The sequence below is a fragment of the Streptomyces sp. NPDC059169 genome, from assembly GCF_042755225.1.
Classification (GTDB): Bacteria; Actinomycetota; Actinomycetes; order Streptomycetales; family Streptomycetaceae; genus Streptomyces.
On record NZ_JBHZCF010000001.1, the window covers coordinates 571,760 to 586,850 of the forward strand.

General features: G+C 71.1%; 13 protein-coding genes. 4 read left to right on the top strand and 9 right to left on the bottom strand.

All coding sequences use genetic code 11. From position 1 onward, the window contains the following. Window positions 1-60: 60 nt before the first annotated feature. The 3 genes from ACFXOM_RS02530 to ACFXOM_RS02540 form a co-directional block, all read right to left on the bottom strand. Window positions 61-1,200: an alpha/beta hydrolase gene (locus ACFXOM_RS02530; RefSeq protein ID WP_384939208.1), complete on the bottom strand. Its 1,140-nt coding sequence runs from the start codon at window positions 1,198-1,200 to the stop codon at window positions 61-63. A 101-nt stretch (window positions 1,201-1,301) separates the two neighbouring features. After that, window positions 1,302-2,009 carry a LuxR C-terminal-related transcriptional regulator gene (locus ACFXOM_RS02535; protein WP_384939210.1) on the bottom strand — a complete coding sequence of 236 codons (708 nt, stop codon included), beginning with the start codon at window positions 2,007-2,009 and terminating at the stop codon, window positions 1,302-1,304. Further along, window positions 2,006-3,283: a PspC domain-containing protein gene (locus ACFXOM_RS02540; RefSeq protein ID WP_384939212.1), complete on the bottom strand. Its 1,278-nt coding sequence runs from the start codon at window positions 3,281-3,283 to the stop codon at window positions 2,006-2,008. Before ACFXOM_RS02540 ends, ACFXOM_RS02535 begins: the two co-directional genes overlap by 4 nt. A 152-nt stretch (window positions 3,284-3,435) precedes the next feature. Here ACFXOM_RS02540 and ACFXOM_RS02545 point away from each other — a divergent pair, with 152 nt between their 5' ends. Together ACFXOM_RS02545 and ACFXOM_RS02550 are read left to right on the top strand one after the other, a co-directional pair. Next, the gene (locus tag ACFXOM_RS02545; RefSeq protein ID WP_384939214.1) at window positions 3,436-4,746 is read left to right on the top strand and encodes a PspC domain-containing protein; all 1,311 of its coding nucleotides are present in this window, start codon (window positions 3,436-3,438) and stop codon (window positions 4,744-4,746) included. Continuing rightward, complete coding sequence (locus ACFXOM_RS02550; RefSeq protein ID WP_384939216.1) at window positions 4,733-4,993, top strand: hypothetical protein; 261 nt, start codon at window positions 4,733-4,735, stop codon at window positions 4,991-4,993. Before ACFXOM_RS02545 ends, ACFXOM_RS02550 begins: the two co-directional genes overlap by 14 nt. A 348-nt stretch (window positions 4,994-5,341) precedes the next feature. Here ACFXOM_RS02550 and ACFXOM_RS02555 read toward each other — a convergent pair whose 3' ends face one another. The 5 genes from ACFXOM_RS02555 to guaA form a co-directional block, all read right to left on the bottom strand. Continuing rightward, window positions 5,342-5,878 carry a DoxX family protein gene (locus ACFXOM_RS02555; protein WP_384939218.1) on the bottom strand — a complete coding sequence of 179 codons (537 nt, stop codon included), beginning with the start codon at window positions 5,876-5,878 and terminating at the stop codon, window positions 5,342-5,344. Window positions 5,879-5,959: 81 nt separating this feature from the next. Next, a complete protein-coding gene (locus ACFXOM_RS02560) occupies window positions 5,960-7,225 on the bottom strand; it encodes a hypothetical protein (RefSeq protein WP_384939220.1) in 1,266 nt (421 codons plus the stop codon). Between the two features lie 135 nt (window positions 7,226-7,360). Then, window positions 7,361-8,197: a class II aldolase/adducin family protein gene (locus ACFXOM_RS02565; protein ID WP_384943813.1), complete on the bottom strand. Its 837-nt coding sequence runs from the start codon at window positions 8,195-8,197 to the stop codon at window positions 7,361-7,363. Window positions 8,198-8,383: 186 nt separating this feature from the next. Beyond that, complete coding sequence (locus tag ACFXOM_RS02570; RefSeq protein WP_384943815.1) at window positions 8,384-8,968, bottom strand: Uma2 family endonuclease; 585 nt, start codon at window positions 8,966-8,968, stop codon at window positions 8,384-8,386. A 113-nt stretch (window positions 8,969-9,081) separates the two neighbouring features. Beyond that, window positions 9,082-10,671, bottom strand: a complete 1,590-nt coding sequence (gene guaA / locus ACFXOM_RS02575) for a glutamine-hydrolyzing GMP synthase (protein WP_384943817.1) — start codon at window positions 10,669-10,671, stop codon at window positions 9,082-9,084. 320 nt (window positions 10,672-10,991) lie between these two features. Here guaA and ACFXOM_RS02580 point away from each other — a divergent pair, with 320 nt between their 5' ends. Both ACFXOM_RS02580 and ACFXOM_RS02585 read left to right on the top strand, forming a co-directional pair. Beyond that, window positions 10,992-11,294: a chorismate mutase gene (locus ACFXOM_RS02580; protein WP_384939228.1), complete on the top strand. Its 303-nt coding sequence runs from the start codon at window positions 10,992-10,994 to the stop codon at window positions 11,292-11,294. Window positions 11,295-12,100: 806 nt separating this feature from the next. After that, window positions 12,101-13,162, top strand: a complete 1,062-nt coding sequence (locus ACFXOM_RS02585; protein WP_385036781.1) for an LAETG motif-containing sortase-dependent surface protein — start codon at window positions 12,101-12,103, stop codon at window positions 13,160-13,162. Between the two features lie 116 nt (window positions 13,163-13,278). On the opposite strand, the gene ACFXOM_RS02590 is transcribed toward ACFXOM_RS02585, so the two are convergent. After that, the gene (locus tag ACFXOM_RS02590) at window positions 13,279-15,090 is read right to left on the bottom strand and encodes a GMC oxidoreductase (protein WP_384939231.1); all 1,812 of its coding nucleotides are present in this window, start codon (window positions 15,088-15,090) and stop codon (window positions 13,279-13,281) included. Window position 15,091 lies beyond the last annotated feature (1 nt).

The following is a 15,091-nucleotide window of genomic DNA, read 5'->3' on the forward strand; positions in this document are numbered from 1 at the left end:
TTCCGGCTGAGGCCGGAGGACGCAGCGGCCCCACTGTCGCCCCGGGGCCCGCGGTCCGCGTCAGCGGGCGGCTGCCGTGTTGTTGGCGGTCGGCTCGTAGCTGACCTGGCGGGTCAGCCAACGGAAGATCTCCGGGATCTGGATCTTCCACGCACCAGTGTCGTGCGCCCCGTAGATCTCGAAGACGTCAACCTTGGTCGGGGGCTTGGCGGCGGCCCGGAGAGCCAGGCCCGACTCGAAACCGTCCCCGCGGGCGCCGGAGACGTAGAGGGACGTCCGCGGAGGGGTCTTGGCGGACTCCAGGATGTGGAGCGGGTTGTTCTCGCGGCGCAGCTCCGGGTCCTGGGCGGCGAGGGACGCCTTCTCGCCGGCCGGGTCGTTGTAGCCGGACATGGCCACTCCGGCGCGGTAGCGGTCGGGGTGCGCGACGGCGAGCTTGGCCGCGCAGTGGGCACCCGCCGAATAGCCCGCGACGGCCCAGCCGTCGGCCTTGTCGCTGGCGCGGAAGTTGTCCATCACCATCTTGCGGACGTCGACGCTCAGCCACGAGTCCGCGTTGATCTTGCCCGGGATGTTGGCGCAGCCGGTGTCGGCCCTGCCCAGCAGCGTGGTGCGCGGGGCCACCAGGATGAACGGCGCGACCTCGCCGCGCTTCATCATCGGCTTGATCTGCTTCTGCACCTTGAGCGTGCCGAACCACGACTTGGCGGAGCCCGGGTAGCCGGGAAGTACCTCGACGACGGGGAACTTGGTGTTGCGGTAGGCGGGCTCGTCGTACTGCGGAGGCAGCCAGACGTACACCTCGCCCTCGACCCCCGACACCTGGCCGGTGAGCTGGGTGACCAGCACGTCACCCCCGACCTTCGGGTCGGCCGCGCGCCGGAACTTCTGCTTGGTCTTCGGGAGGTCGGCGAACTTCACTCCGCCCATGCCGTCCCCGCCGAGGTCCTTCGCGGCCGTGACGTGGTCGCCCGTGCCCAGCAGGTCCTCCCAGTTGTCGTACAGGGCGTTGCTGTTGTTGACCGCGAGGAAGACCACGGCGAGCGCGGTCACCTGGGCGAAGCCCAGCATGAGCAGCCGGGCGGCGCCCCGCACCAGGGCAGGGCCGCGCACCCGGCTCCACAGGGCCAGCGGCAGCAGCACGGCGACCACGGTCAATACGACCGCGGTCACGAAGACGGGAGTCCCGGTCAAGCTCATCACGGACAGTTAGAGGGGGCGAACCCCGTCCTGGTTGCCGCGGTTGTGTCGCGTTTTCCTCACAGATCCGCCAACGTGCCACGGATCACGCAGCGGAGAGGTCAGACGAGACGCCGTGCCGTCGCCCACCGGGTCAGTTCGTGACGGTTCGACAGCTGAAGCTTCCTCAGCACCGCCGAAACGTGGGACTCCACGGTCTTCACCGAGATGAAGAGCTGCTTGGCGATCTCCTTGTAGGCGTAGCCGCGAGCGATCAGCCGCAGCACTTCCCGCTCCCGCTGGGTGAGCCGGTCCAGATCCTCGTCGACCGGCGGTGCGTCGGTCGAGGCGAAGGCGTCGAGGACGAACCCGGCGAGCCGCGGCGAGAACACGGCGTCGCCGTCCTGCACTCGGAAGATCGAATCGACCAGGTCCGCACCGGTGATCGTCTTCGTCACGTAGCCGCGGGCACCGCCGCGGATCACGCCGATGACGTCTTCGGCGGCGTCCGACACCGACAGCGCCAGGAACCGCACCGGTTTCTCAGGAGCCGCCATCAGGCTCGCGCAGCGGCGCAGCACCTCCACACCGCCACCGCCCGGCAGATGGACGTCGAGGAGCACGACCTCCGGCCGGGTCGCCGTGATCACGGTGACCGCCTGGTCGACGTCCGCTGCCTCACCGACCACCTCGACGCCCGTCTCGTCGGTGCGCCCGATCTCCGCCTGGACACCGGCGCGGAACATGCGGTGATCGTCGACGAGCACGACCCGTACCCGCCGTTCGCTGCCTCCTACCGGCTCCACGGCCTCCGGGATCCGCTCGCTCATCCGTCCGCCCTCTCCATCTCGAGCTCTACTTCGGTGCCTCCTCCGGGCACCGAACGCAGCCGTGCCGTCCCGCCGTTGCGCTGCATACGACCGATGATCGATTCTCGTACACCCATCCGGTCCTCCGGTACCGCATCCGGATCGAAGCCGGGCCCCCGGTCCCGTACCGAGACGAACACCGTGCGGCCCTCGACCTCCGCGTACACCTGTACGGCACCGCCCTCGCCACCGTACTTCGCGGCGTTCACCATCGCCTCGCGCGCGGCCTGCATCTGTGCCGCGAGCTTCTCGTCGAGGGGGCAGTCGCCGACGACCACGACCTCCAGCGGCACCCCGTGCTTGTCCTCGACCTCGGCGGCCGCCTTCTTCACCGCATCGGCGACGGTGGACGGCTCCTCGTCCTCCTCCTTGCCGTTGCCCTCCGGCTTGTACAGCCAGTTGCGCAGCTCGCGCTCCTGGGCGCGGGCGAGCCTGCGCACTTCCCCCGCGTCCTCCGCGTTCCGCTGGATCAGGGTGAGGGTGTGCAGCACGGAGTCGTGGACGTGGGCGGCGACCTCGGCACGCTCCTGGGCCCTGATGCGCATCAGGCGCTCCTCGGAGAGGTCCTGGGTCATCCGCACCAGCCAGGGACCGGCCAGCAGACCGACCCCGACGACGACGGCGATCGCTCCCGTCAGCACGCTGCCGAGCTGGGCCGCGGAACCACGGACGACCATGAACACCGTCAGACCCATCCCCACCAGGGCGACCCCGGCGAAACCGCGCGCCAGCTGCAGCGCCCGGCGACGGGAGCCGGCCTCGGTCCACTGGGCCCGCCGAGCGTTGTCCGCCTGCCGCCACACCAGCACGACACCGGCGCCGACCAGCAGCAGCGGCCACACGTAGCGGTTGGCGTCGCCGCCCATGTCGACGTTGCCGGCGAAGACGGCGGCGCCGATCAGCAACGCGACCATCGCGAAGAGCTGGCCCTTGTCCGGCTTGCGCAGTCGGCGTCTGCCGTCGGGGGTCGCTTCGAAGACGGGCCGCGGGCCCGTGGTGTTCCGGCCGCCCACCCCGAGGGGTACGACGATCCAGAACACCGCGTAGAGCAGAGCTCCGAGCCCGTTGGCCATGAAGAGCCCGAGGAAGACCAGCCGGACCCAGATCACGGGCAGTCCGAGGTGCCCGGCGAGCCCGCGCGCGACGCCGCCGAGCCACCGCCCGTCCGCGCTGCGGTACAGCTTGCGCAGGGGCGCTTCTTCGGTGTCCGGGATGCGGGCGGTGGCGACGGGCATGCATCGATGGTCACACGTGCGGTCCCGCACGGGCATCAGGGCCGTCCCTGAGACCGTCCCCGAACGTCGGGGGCCCGTGCGGGTCAAAATCAGGGAAGGTCCAGGGTCGGCCGGGCTGCCGCTCCGGTGATCCGGACCGTCACCATGGAGTCATGACCCAGCCGACCGCTCCACCGCCTCCCGGGCAGCCGCCACCGGAGCAGCAGTCCACACCGGCCCGGCTGTACCGGAGTCCGCGGCACAAGGTCGTCGGCGGGGTGTGCGGAGGCCTGGGCCGGTACTGCGACATCGATCCGGTGGTCTTCCGGGTCGCGGTCGGCGTGCTCGCGGTCACCGGCGGCATCGGTCTGATCTTCTACGGCTTCGCCTGGCTGCTGGTCCCCCAGGAGGGCAAGGACGAGAACGAGGCGCGGCGGCTGCTCTCGGGCCGGGTCGAAGGCACTTCGATGGCGGCCGTGCTCATGGCCCTCCTCGGCTGCGCCCTGTTCCTTCTGATGCTGGGCAACGGCGGCATGCTCGCGTTCGCCGCGCTGCTGTCGCTGGCCGTGGCGGGAGCCGCCGTCTGGTCGCTGCGGCGCTCCCGGACGGCGCCGGACGGCGCTCCCGTGGAGGGGGCGACCGCACAGGCAGTGGCGGAGGCGCCCCCGGAGGCCACAGCGCCGCCCGCCCCCGGAGGTCCTTCCTGGTGGCGGGACCCGATCATCAAGGACGGCTCCACGGGCCCGGTGGCCACCGGCTATCTGTGGGGGCCGGACGACGTGGGTGCGGAGGCGGTGGCGCCGCGGACCGGCGCCGCCGTGCCGCGCCCCCGCGGGCCCCGCAGGCCCCAAGGGCCCCGCTCCATCGGCGGGCTGGTGTTCCTGCTCGCCCTGGTCGCCGGCGCTCTGGGCACCCGCTTGTCCTGGGACGGATCGTCGCTGGGCGCCAGCCTGCAGATCGGGCTCGGATGCGCCCTGGCGGTGTTCGGTCTGGGTCTGGCGCTGGGCAGTTTCCTGGGACGCGTCGGGGCGGGCACGGTCCTGCTGTCGGTGATCACCGCGGGGCTGCTGGCCGGTGCTTCCGCACTGCCCGAGGAGATCGGTACGCAGTGGACGCGCACCGACTGGCGGCCTGCGTCGGTCGCGGCCGTCGCGCCGCACTACTCGCTGGGCACGGGGGTCGCGACGCTCGACCTCAGCCGACTGGAGCTCCCCGCCGGGACGACGGTCCGCACCGGGGCCGAGGTCGGTGCCGGGCAGCTGAAGGTGATCGTTCCGAAGGAGGCGAAGGTGGCCGTCTCGACACGCGCCGGGCTCGGTGACGTCCGGCTGCCCGGTGATCCGGCGGACGACGTGGACGTCGCGCCGGACCGGAAGCGCACCGTCACCCTCGCCCCGCCGGCCGGCACCGCTCCCGCGGGGACCCTCGCACTGGACCTCCGGGTCGGGCTGGGACAGGTGGAGGTGACCCGTGCTGCTCCATGAGTTCCGCCCGGGCCGGTTGGTGGCGGGCTCGACGGCGCTGGCCACGGCCGCGCTCTACCTCGGTGACGCGGCGGGCGCCTGGGAGACCGCGTGGTTCGTGGCCTTCCCGATCGTGGTCGGCGGCCTGTTCCTCGCCACGGTGACGACCTACGTGCACTACCGCCTGCGCCGGCGCTCCGCGATGGGCGCGTCGACCGGGAACGTCCCTGCCCCGGTCAGGTCCAACGGCGGCGAGGCCACCCGGTAGGCCGGGGCGCTCGCGTCGCTCGTTGCCGAGAAGCTGGAGCGTCGGGCTGTCCTGCAGGGGGAACGGGAGCTGTCCCGCTGGACACGGCGGTGCCACGGGGACCGGTGAACACCTCCGCGGTCCATGACGGATACGGACCGGCCGAACGGCCGCCAGGGTCAAGCGGTATCAGGCTGCCGCGGCTGTCCCGTGCGGCGTCGAAGGAACGTCTCCCCGCGGTCCCTGCGGGGCCCACTCGCATGCCCCTGTCCCCTGGCACCGAGGTTGGCTCGATTGCCGGGGAGGTCGTACCGCTGACGTGGCGGCCCCCGCTGACGCCGAGTCGCTGGGCCGCACGCGCCCTCCGGGCTACTGCCAGGAAGTTTCCTGGCCTCGGCCACGCCGTCGGCCCCTGATCACGGCATCCAACGACCAGTAGGGCGCTCCTGCCAGCACCAAGGGCACCCAGCAGAACATGTACGGGAGATCGTTGCCGAAGTAGTACGGATGGGTCTGCCAGCTCACGGTCAGCCACAGGCTCAGCGAGATCAGGGCACCACCGAGCGCGGCGAGCCGCGCCAACAGCCCCACCAGAGTCCCGATCCCGACCGCCAGCTCACCGAGGGCGATGGCGTAGCCGAACCCCACGGGGTTCTTCAGGGCCATGTCCACGAGTGCGGGGACGGCGGAGGTGTTCCGCACGTTGGTCATGAGTTCCCCGAGGGAACCGGTGCCGCTCGCCGACAGGAACGCCGAGTCGGTGAGCTTGTCCAGTCCCGCGTAGATGAACGTCACGCCGAGGAAGAGCCGTAGCGGCAGTAGTGCGTACTTCTGTGCGCGTTCCCTCCAGTCGCTCCGTGCGTCATCCGTCGCGTACGTCGCCGTCGTCCGGTACACATGCGTCATCGTCGCCTCCGCGTCTCACCCGGCTGGGACGAGTGTTCCCACACCCGGCACGAATGAATACGGGCGCGACGGCCGTACGGCTCAGTCGGCGATCTCGATCGTCACCCTGTTCGACTCGGCGCCGGCGGCCGTCACGACCTGGACGTCGGCCCTACCGGGTTCCACGTCCGCGGGGACCGGGACCGTGAGGTTCGTGTCGGTCGGGTTGGTGAACCCGCCGGGGACGGGGATCAGCGGGACGTGGACGTGGACCGCGCCGATGCGGACGGTCATCCGTGCGAGCCGGTCGGGGCTTCCCGTACCGGGGGGTACGAAGCCAGCACCGCGGATCTCGATGTCATCACCCGTGCGGATGGGGCTGTCGAGGTCTCCGACCTCGCGGGCGCGGACGACGGAGTGGACGACCGGCCGGCCGCCCTCCGCATACTTCCCGCCGAGGTAGACGGTCGCCGCGACGAGGACGAGGCCCGTCAGGCCCCAGGGCAGTCCGGGCAGTTCGCCCGGGCGGCGGACCAGCAGGACGCCCGCGCAGGCCAGGGCCGCGGCAGAGACGAGGACGTACTGCACGTCCGGGAAGCTGCCGCGTCCCGCGTCGTCGCACAGCAGGTCGGCCGGCCGCGGGCGGTCGGCCTGCACCTTCTGCAGCCGGCCGGTGATGATGCGGACGGTGACCACGCGGCGCACCAGCACGGCGATCAGGCACACCGCACCGACGGCGGTGATCAGGCCCGCGCCGCGGGCGAGTCCGAGACCGGCCAGAAGGGCGTCGCGTTCGCCGGGCGCCGTGGCGACCGCGAGCCGGAAGGCCAGGTACAGGACGGCATGGGCGGCGAAGAGCACCCAGGCCGCGGCGACGGCCCGGGACGTCGACAGCCGGTTGTCCTCGCCGACGAGCGGCGCGAGCAGACCGCCGTGCATGCGGTGCCACCAGGCGGCGCCGGTGAGCACCGCCGCGAGGCACCCCGCCGCGGCCAGGCCGGCGGTGCGCGTCACGGTCCAGCCGGAGCCGACCGCCGTGACGGCCTGGGCGAGGAGCAGCAGGGCGACCGATCCCCACAGGGCGAGCAGCGTGCGACGCCAGACCCGGGTGAGCCAGGCGGTTCCGGCGGCGCGGCTGCGCTCGGCGACGGCACGGGCTGACTCCGTCAGCTCGTCGGAGATCCACTGGCGGGTGGCACCCACGGAGAAGGCGATGCGTGCGGGCAGCCCCTGCCCGGCGGCGAGCTCGTCGCGTCGTGCCCGGAATCCGGCAACCGCGCGCCGATGGCCCTCACGCGCACCGTGCGGGCAGTCGCCACAACTGCACCCCCCGCCGTGGACGCTGTGTCCCGCTTCTTGCACCGCCACGGCGAACGCACCCTTCCCCGGTTGGCAGCCTCGGCAACTACCCCTTATTTCTTAGGAATTGTGCCGTACGGATGGCCTTGTGACGGCGTGGAAGGACAGCCGTACGAGTGATTTCCGCACGATCAAATTGACGTACTAAGACAGGAGTTCGGGCTCGGCGGTGGAGATACCCCGCCACAGCGGCTGGTAGTTGATCCAGGCGGCGAGTTCACTGCCGAGGCTCTCGCGGGTCGCGACGGCGTCGCGATGCTCGATGAGCACGGGTTTTCCCGCGGCCCTGGCCGCAAGCTGGACCTGGGCGCAACGCTCCATCGAGATGAACCACCAGGCCGCCGCATCCACCGAGCCCCCGACGGTCAGCAGTCCGTGGTTGCGCAGGATGATCCCGCGGTGCGCGCCGAGTGCCGCGGCGATGCGCCGGCCTTCCTCCGCGTCCACGGTCACTCCCGTGTACGCGTCGTACAGCGCGTGGTTCTCGTAGAAGGCGCACGCCTCCTGGGTGAGGGGATCGAGCAGTTCGCCCAGCGAGGCCAGCGCCCTGCCGTGCACGGAGTGGGCGTGCGCGACGGCGACGGCCTCGGGCCTGGCCCGGTGGACCTCGGCGTGCACCGCGAACGCGGCCTGGTTGACGCGCCGATCGCCCTCGACGACGTCTCCGTCCCCGTTGACCAGGATCAGCGAGCCCGCGGTCGTCGTGGCGAACGGTTCGCCGAACGGGTTGACCCAGAAGCAGTCCTCGAACTCCGGGTCCCGCACCGTGAGGTGCCCGGAGACCCCCTCTTCGTAGCCGAACCGGCCGAACAGCCTCAGCGCACCCGCGAGCCGCTGCTTGCGGTGGGTCCGCTCCTCGGCCGCTGACGCGTGCACGGGCGGCATCGCGAACCGCAACAGGTCGAGGGGGACGGGGCCGGGAACGGGGGCGGCGCCGGGAGCGGCGACGGGAGCGGATGTCTCGTCCGGGGTCTCGTCCATGCCGCGGAACGTAGCGCCGTGCACCCCAACTAGCCAGGGGCACGGCACGGTTCGGGGCACAGCGCGGCCGAGCCGCCGACCTTCGGGTCTTCTCGGCCGCGCGGAAGGACCGTGCACACGGAGCCACCACCGGGCCGAGGCGCACACCCCTCCGTGATCAGAGCCGCCGAGATCAGAGCCGCCGGATCAGAGCCGATCGATCTCGGAGAGGTCGATGTCGATGCTGAAGGGGACGGAGGCCTTGAGCCGGTCGCGGAACGTGCCGCTGAGCATGTAGGCCCTCGACTCCTTGTCCAGTTCGAAGACGTGCACCACGGGCAGGTCGTCCTCACCGGCCGTCTCGACGCGCCAGAAGTACGGGATGCCCGCGCCGGCGTACTTGTGGGGCTTGGTGTCGCCGTCGCGGGCCTCGGAGTCGGGTGAGACGACCTCGACCGCCAGCAGCACGTCCCGGGCCTGGAAGTACGTCTGCGCGCGACTCCGTGCCGCTGCCGCACGGACGACGAGCACGTCCGGCTCCGGGCCGTTGCGCTTGTCGAGCACCACGGTCATCTCGCGGCGGACCTTCAGCTCGGGCGGCACCGTGCTGCGCAGTCCGCTGACCAACAGGTCGATCGCAATGCTGTGGAAATCCCGCTGCGGGCTCACGAAGACCAGGCTCCCGTCGATCAGCTCGGTGTGCGGCGGGAGGTCGGGCAGGGTCAGCAGGTCGTCCACCGTGTAGCCGTCGCGCGGCGGCACAGGCCAGTGGTACGAGATCTCTGCGCTCATGAGTGCTCCCATGGCCGTGATTCTGGTCCGTGCGATCAGACTACCCACCGTGAACGCCGGTGCCGCCGCTCAAACGAAGGAGCGACGGCACCGGCGTTGACCCGCGGGGAGGGTCACTCCCACTCGATGGTGCCCGGGGGCTTCGACGTCACGTCGAGGACCACGCGGTTCACGTCCGCGACCTCGTTGGTGATACGCGTGGAGATCTTCGCCAGGACCTCGTACGGCATGCGCGTCCAGTCCGCCGTCATCGCGTCCTCCGACGAGACGGGACGGAGCACGATCGGGTGGCCGTAGGTGCGGCCGTCGCCCTGGACGCCGACCGAGCGGACGTCGGCGAGCAGGACCACCGGGCACTGCCAGATCTCGCGGTCCAGACCTGCCGCCGTGAGTTCCTCGCGGGCGATGGCGTCCGCGTCGCGCAGGAGGTCCAGGCGCTCCTTGGTGACCTCGCCGACGATGCGGATGCCGAGGCCGGGGCCCGGGAAGGGCTGGCGGTGGACGATCTCGTCCGGCAGGCCCAGCTCCTGGCCGACCATCCGGACCTCGTCCTTGAACAGCTTGCGCAGCGGCTCGATCAGCTCGAACTCGAGGTCCTCGGGGAGACCGCCCACGTTGTGGTGCGACTTGATGTTGGCCGTGCCCGTGCCGCCGCCGGACTCCACCACGTCCGGGTAGAGGGTGCCCTGGACCAGGAACTGGACCGGCTGCTCGCCGTGCGCACCGGCCTCGGCGATGATCTCGGCCTGCGCCTGCTCGAAGACCCGGATGAACTCCCGACCGATGATCTTCCGCTTCTCCTCCGGGTCGGACACCCCGGCGAGCGCGTCCAGGAAGCGCTGCTGGGCGTCGACGACCTTCAGCGAGACCCCGGTCGCCGCCACGAAGTCCTTCTCGACCTGCTCGGTCTCGCCCTTGCGCATCAGGCCGTGGTCGACGTACACGCACGTCAGCTGTGAGCCGATGGCCTTCTGGACGAGGGCCGCGGCGACGGCCGAGTCCACACCGCCCGACAGACCGCAGATGGCGCGCTTGGCACCGACCTGCTCACGGATCGCGGCGACCTGCTCCTCGATGACGTTGCCGGTCGTCCACGTGGGCTCGATCCCGGCGCCGCGGTAGAGGAAGTGCTCCAGGACCTGCTGCCCGTGGGTCGAGTGCATCACCTCGGGGTGGTGCTGCACGCCGTACAGACGCTTCTCGTCGTTCTCGAAGGCGGCGACGGGCACGACCTCGGTGGACGCGGTGACCGCGAAGCCCTCGGGGGCCGCGGAGCATGCGTCGCCGTGGGACATCCACACGGCCTGCTCGGGGGGGGTGCCCTCGAAGAGGGTGGAGCCGGGCCTGGTGACGTGCAGTGCCGTACGGCCGTACTCGCGGGCGCCGGAGTTGTCGACGGTGCCGCCGAGGGTCTGCGCCATCAGCTGGAAGCCGTAGCACATGCCGAAGACCGGGACGCCCGCCTCGAAGAGCGCACGGTCCAGCCGTGGTGCACCCGCCTCGTACACGGAGGACGGGCCGCCGGAGAGAATGATCGCGGCCGGCTTCTTGGCCAGCATCTCGGCCACCGGCATGGTGGACGGGACGATCTCGCTGTAGACCCGGGCCTCACGGACGCGGCGGGCGATGAGCTGGGCGTACTGGGCGCCGAAGTCGACGACGAGTACGACGTCGGGCGCGGCAGCTGGGGACGCTGAGGACACTACGGCGGCCTTCCGGCGGTGGTGGGAGGGGGTCTGTGTTCGTCGATTCTACCGGCGGCGGCAGGTCGCTCTTCGTCTCACCATCCGAACGACCGGCCTCCCGGCTGGCCACGCACGGTGCCGGGAGGCCATACTGGGCGCCATGCGCAAGCACTCGACCTTCGTCTTTACCTATGGCACCCGGCCCACCGGCTGCCATGGTCGTGCTGCTTGAGCAACTGACAAGCGACTTTCCAGGCGCCCCGGGCCGACAAGGCCCGGGGCGCTTCGTGGTTTCCGGGCCGTGTTGCTGCGGGGCCCCCATCGAGGAGCCCTCCACCATGACCGTCACCCAGACCAACGCGGCCACCGCCGCCGATACCGGAGCCCGCACTCCCGAGGCCGCGGACGTGATCGCCGGCGCCCGTGAGCGCATCGACGCGCTCGACGACCGCATCATCGGACTGATCCAGGAACGGATCGCCGTCTCGGCGGTGATCCAGGAGGCCCGCATCACGTCCGGCGGCCGCCGGGTCAACCTCGCGCGCGAGATGGAGGTGCTCGGCCACTACAGGGACGCCCTCGGGAAGCCGGGCACCTCGTTGGCCATGACGTTGCTCGAGCTGTGCCGGGGCCGCGTCTGAGCGGGCGTCGACGCGCGTGCGCGTCTGGTCCGCCGTGCCGTCGCGCACGTGAGTACGGGCGTGCTCTCACCCGTACGGCACGTGACCGGCACCGCGGCACTTCGTTGGTACCGGTGTCCGTGCCAGCCAGGGGCGGACCCGAAGGAAAGAACCACGCGTGGCTCCGCTGGGGCGAGTGGCGTGCCCGAAGGTACGCCGTGGGACCTCGCCCCGGCGCACGTGACCGGTCGGCAGGGGACAGCAGCCCGGTCACCCCAAGGGCGGTCGGCTCCGGGAATGCCCGGAGCCGACCGCACCCGGTCGGGCCGTCTGCCCGACCGCCCCACCCCGTCGGGAAGGGTCGGTGCGCGTCGTACCGCCCTGCACTCCTCCCTCTGTCAGGCCCACGTTCCCCGCACGAGGGCCCGGGGCTCCCGCACCAGCGGCGCACTCCTCCCCCGGCGCCACCCCTCGGCGCCGACGCCGCCCTGACATCGGTGCTGAACGCCCATGGGGCGATGGAGGACCGTGTCCCTTCCGCTTCTCGGCCCCCGTCCCTCCCGGTGGCGCGACTCAGGGCTCCGGTGAGCGTCCGCCGACGCCGGGGTCCGCCGCGGACAGGGCTACCGCCCCGGCCCCCGCAAGCAGGCGGAGGCCTAGTGACGCAGGACACATAAAGATTCTGTGAGTTCCCGTACAACCAATCCCGCTGGTCACAGGTCATGCATGCAGAAACTACGGCCACACCCGTGACCCCACATCCGGGGGATGGCCCCCTAAACACTCGTGCCGCGGAACGCGGCACGCCGGACTTCCCTGAGGTCTTCATGAAGCTTCGCCGCGCTATGGCCGTCGCCGCCGCGACCGCCGTCATAGCCCCCGCCGCCTTCCTTGCGGCACCGTCCGCCTTCGCGGCCGACACCAACGGCACGACGTCCGCCGGCGCCTCCGGCGAAACGGCCACCACGGGCGAGACCGGGACCACCGGCGAAACGAGCACGGCCGGTGAGACCGCCACCACGGGTGAGACCACCGCCGCGGGCGAACCGGACTCCGAGCCCAAGACCGACGAGCCCGCCACCACGGGTGGCGCCGGCGCGAAGGACACCAAGGAACCCGCCACCGGCAGCGCGGAGGCAGACTCCGGCAAAACCGCCGAGAAGCCCGCCGAGAAGCCCGCCGAGAAGGACGCCGAGAAGGACGCCGAGGACGACTGGGCCGAGCCTGAGCTCTGCGAGACGAACGATCTCAAGCTCTCCGTGAAGGGCCTGCCCGGCAAGATCGCCGCGGGCAGCGGCTGGCACAAGTTCACGCTGAACGTCCTCAACGACTCGGAAGCGACGCTCAGCGAGATCGACTACTTCGCCGGCGCCGCGTTCGACAAGGAGGGCATGGAGCTCTTCAAGAGCAAGCAGGTCGCCCTCCAGGCGTACAACGAGGACACCAAGGCCTGGGACGACCTGAGCGAGGGCGGCGAGGCCGTCGGCTACGTCGGTCAGTCCGACGAGGTCAAGCCGGGCTACGAGGTCGACATCCCGCTGCGCATCAACGTGAAGGCCAACGCCCCGGTCGGCGCCGGCTTCACACTGGGCGGCGGCGTGTACATCGGCGACAAGGAGTGCATGGGCTACAGCGACGTCGCCTACAAGTTCCAGATCGTCGCCGGCGGCACCGACACGGACGGTACCGAGCCGCAGGAAGGCGGCAAGGTTCCCGTTCCGACCACCAACCCGGCCAGCAACACGTCGAGCCAGCTGAGCGGCAACCTCGCCGAGACCGGCTCCTCCTCGGTGCTCCCGGTCATCGGGATCAGCGGCGGCATCGCCGTCGTCGCCGGTGCGGGCGTCGTCTTCGCGATGCGCCGCCGCAAGGGCGGCGCGGTCGCGTAACACCGCAACAAGGCAAGAGGGGCGCTGCACTCGGAGGGGGGTGCAGCGCCCCTCGTCCGTTCTGCGGGGGCACCGTCCCCGATCCACCGGGGGCGCAGGGACGGGGCGGCGGACGGTCAGTCCGTCTTCGGCGGGACCGTGGGGAGGCCCAGGAACGGCAGGCTCAGCGCGCCGAACGCGTCCGCCGGGACCGCGGGGGCCTTCGGCGCCACCGCGGTGAGCCGCTCGTACGCCGCGCCCTGTTCGGGACGCGGGTCCGCCTCGCCCTTGTTGGGCCAGAAGGACATCGCTCGTTCCGCCTGGGCCGTGATGGTGAGGGACGGGTTGACGCCGAGGTTCGCCGAGACGGCCGCGCCGTCCACGACCGAGATGCCGGGATGGCCGTAGAGCCGGTGGTACGGGTCGATCACGCCGGTCTCCGCGGAGCTGCCGATCGGACAGCCGCCCAGGAAGTGGGCGGTGAGCGGGGTGCCCATCAGCTCGCCCACGTTGGAGCCCGCGAAGCCGCCGATCTCCTCGGCGAGGATCGAGGCGGCGCGGGTGGCTTCGGGGATCTGCTTGGGATTGGGCGCGCCGTGGCCCTGGCGAGCGGTGAGCAGCCCCTTCCCGAAGCCTTTGGGCTTGCGGTACGTCGTCAGCGAATTGTCCAGGGACTGCATGACCAGGCCGATGATGGTCCGCTCCGACCAGTGGCGGTTGGACAGCGCACGGACCGCGAGCCAGGGGTGCCGAACCATGGTGGCGGCCCAGCCCGCGACCCGGTGCTTCGCGCTGTAGGGCACCTGGAGGACGGTCATGCCGCCCATCGCGTTGGACCCCTTGCCGTAGCGGACGGGTTCGATGTGGGTGTCGGCGTCCGGGTGGATCGAGGAGGTGATCGCGACGCCACGGGTGAAGTCGACCTTGTCCGTGCCGTGCCGCCTGCGGTAGCGGCGGTTGTCGGTCTGCGCACCGACGATCGCCTCGGAGTTGGTGCGGGTCAGCTCGCCGAGACGGCCGGAGATCCGCGGTAGCAACCCGGTGTCCTTCATCCGGTGGAGCAGCGTCTGGGTGCCGTAGGTGCCTGCCGCCACGACCACGCGAGCGGCGGTGAACGTGCGGCCCTTCCCCTTGCGCTTGTCGTTGCTGGGCAGGGTCCTGACCGCGAACCCGCCCCGCGAGTCCTCGGTGACGGTGACGACCGTCGTCATCGGGTGGATGACCGCACCGGACTTCTCGGCGAGGTGCAGGTAGTTCTCGTTGAGGGTGTTCTTGGCGCCGTGTCGACAGCCCGTCATGCACTCGCCGCACTCGGTGCAGGCGCGGCGCGACGGGCCGGCGCCGCCGAAGTAGGGGTCGGGGACCTCCGCGCCCGGCGTGGTCACCGCCTTCCCGTCGGCGTCCTTCCCGTCCCCGAAGAAGACTCCGACCGGGGCCATGTGGAAGGTGTCTCCGACGCCCATGGCTTCGGCGGTCGCCTTCAGGTGGACGTCGGAAGGGGTCATGGTCGGGTTGAGCCGGACCCCCAGCATGCGTTTGGCCTGGTCGTAGTAGGGGGCGAGCTCCTCCTGCCAGTCGGTGATGCCCTTCCACTGCGGGTCGTTGAAGAACGGAGCGGGCGGGACGTAGAGGGTGTTGGCGTAGTTGAGGGAACCGCCGCCCACGCCCGCTCCCGCCAGCACCATGACGTTGCCGAGCAGGTGGATGCGCTGGATACCGAAGAGTCCGAGGGCCGGCGCCCACAGGTAGTTGCGCAGGTCCCAGGAGTTCCTGGGGAGCGTGTCCCGGGTGAAGCGACGGCCGGCTTCGAGTACTCCGACGCGATAGCCCTTCTCGGTGAGGCGCAGGGCCGTGACGGAGCCGCCGAAGCCCGAGCCGACGACGATGACGTCGTAGTCGTACGCGGAGTCGGCGTCGTCCTGCTTCTCGGCAGGCGGGAACTCGGGCATG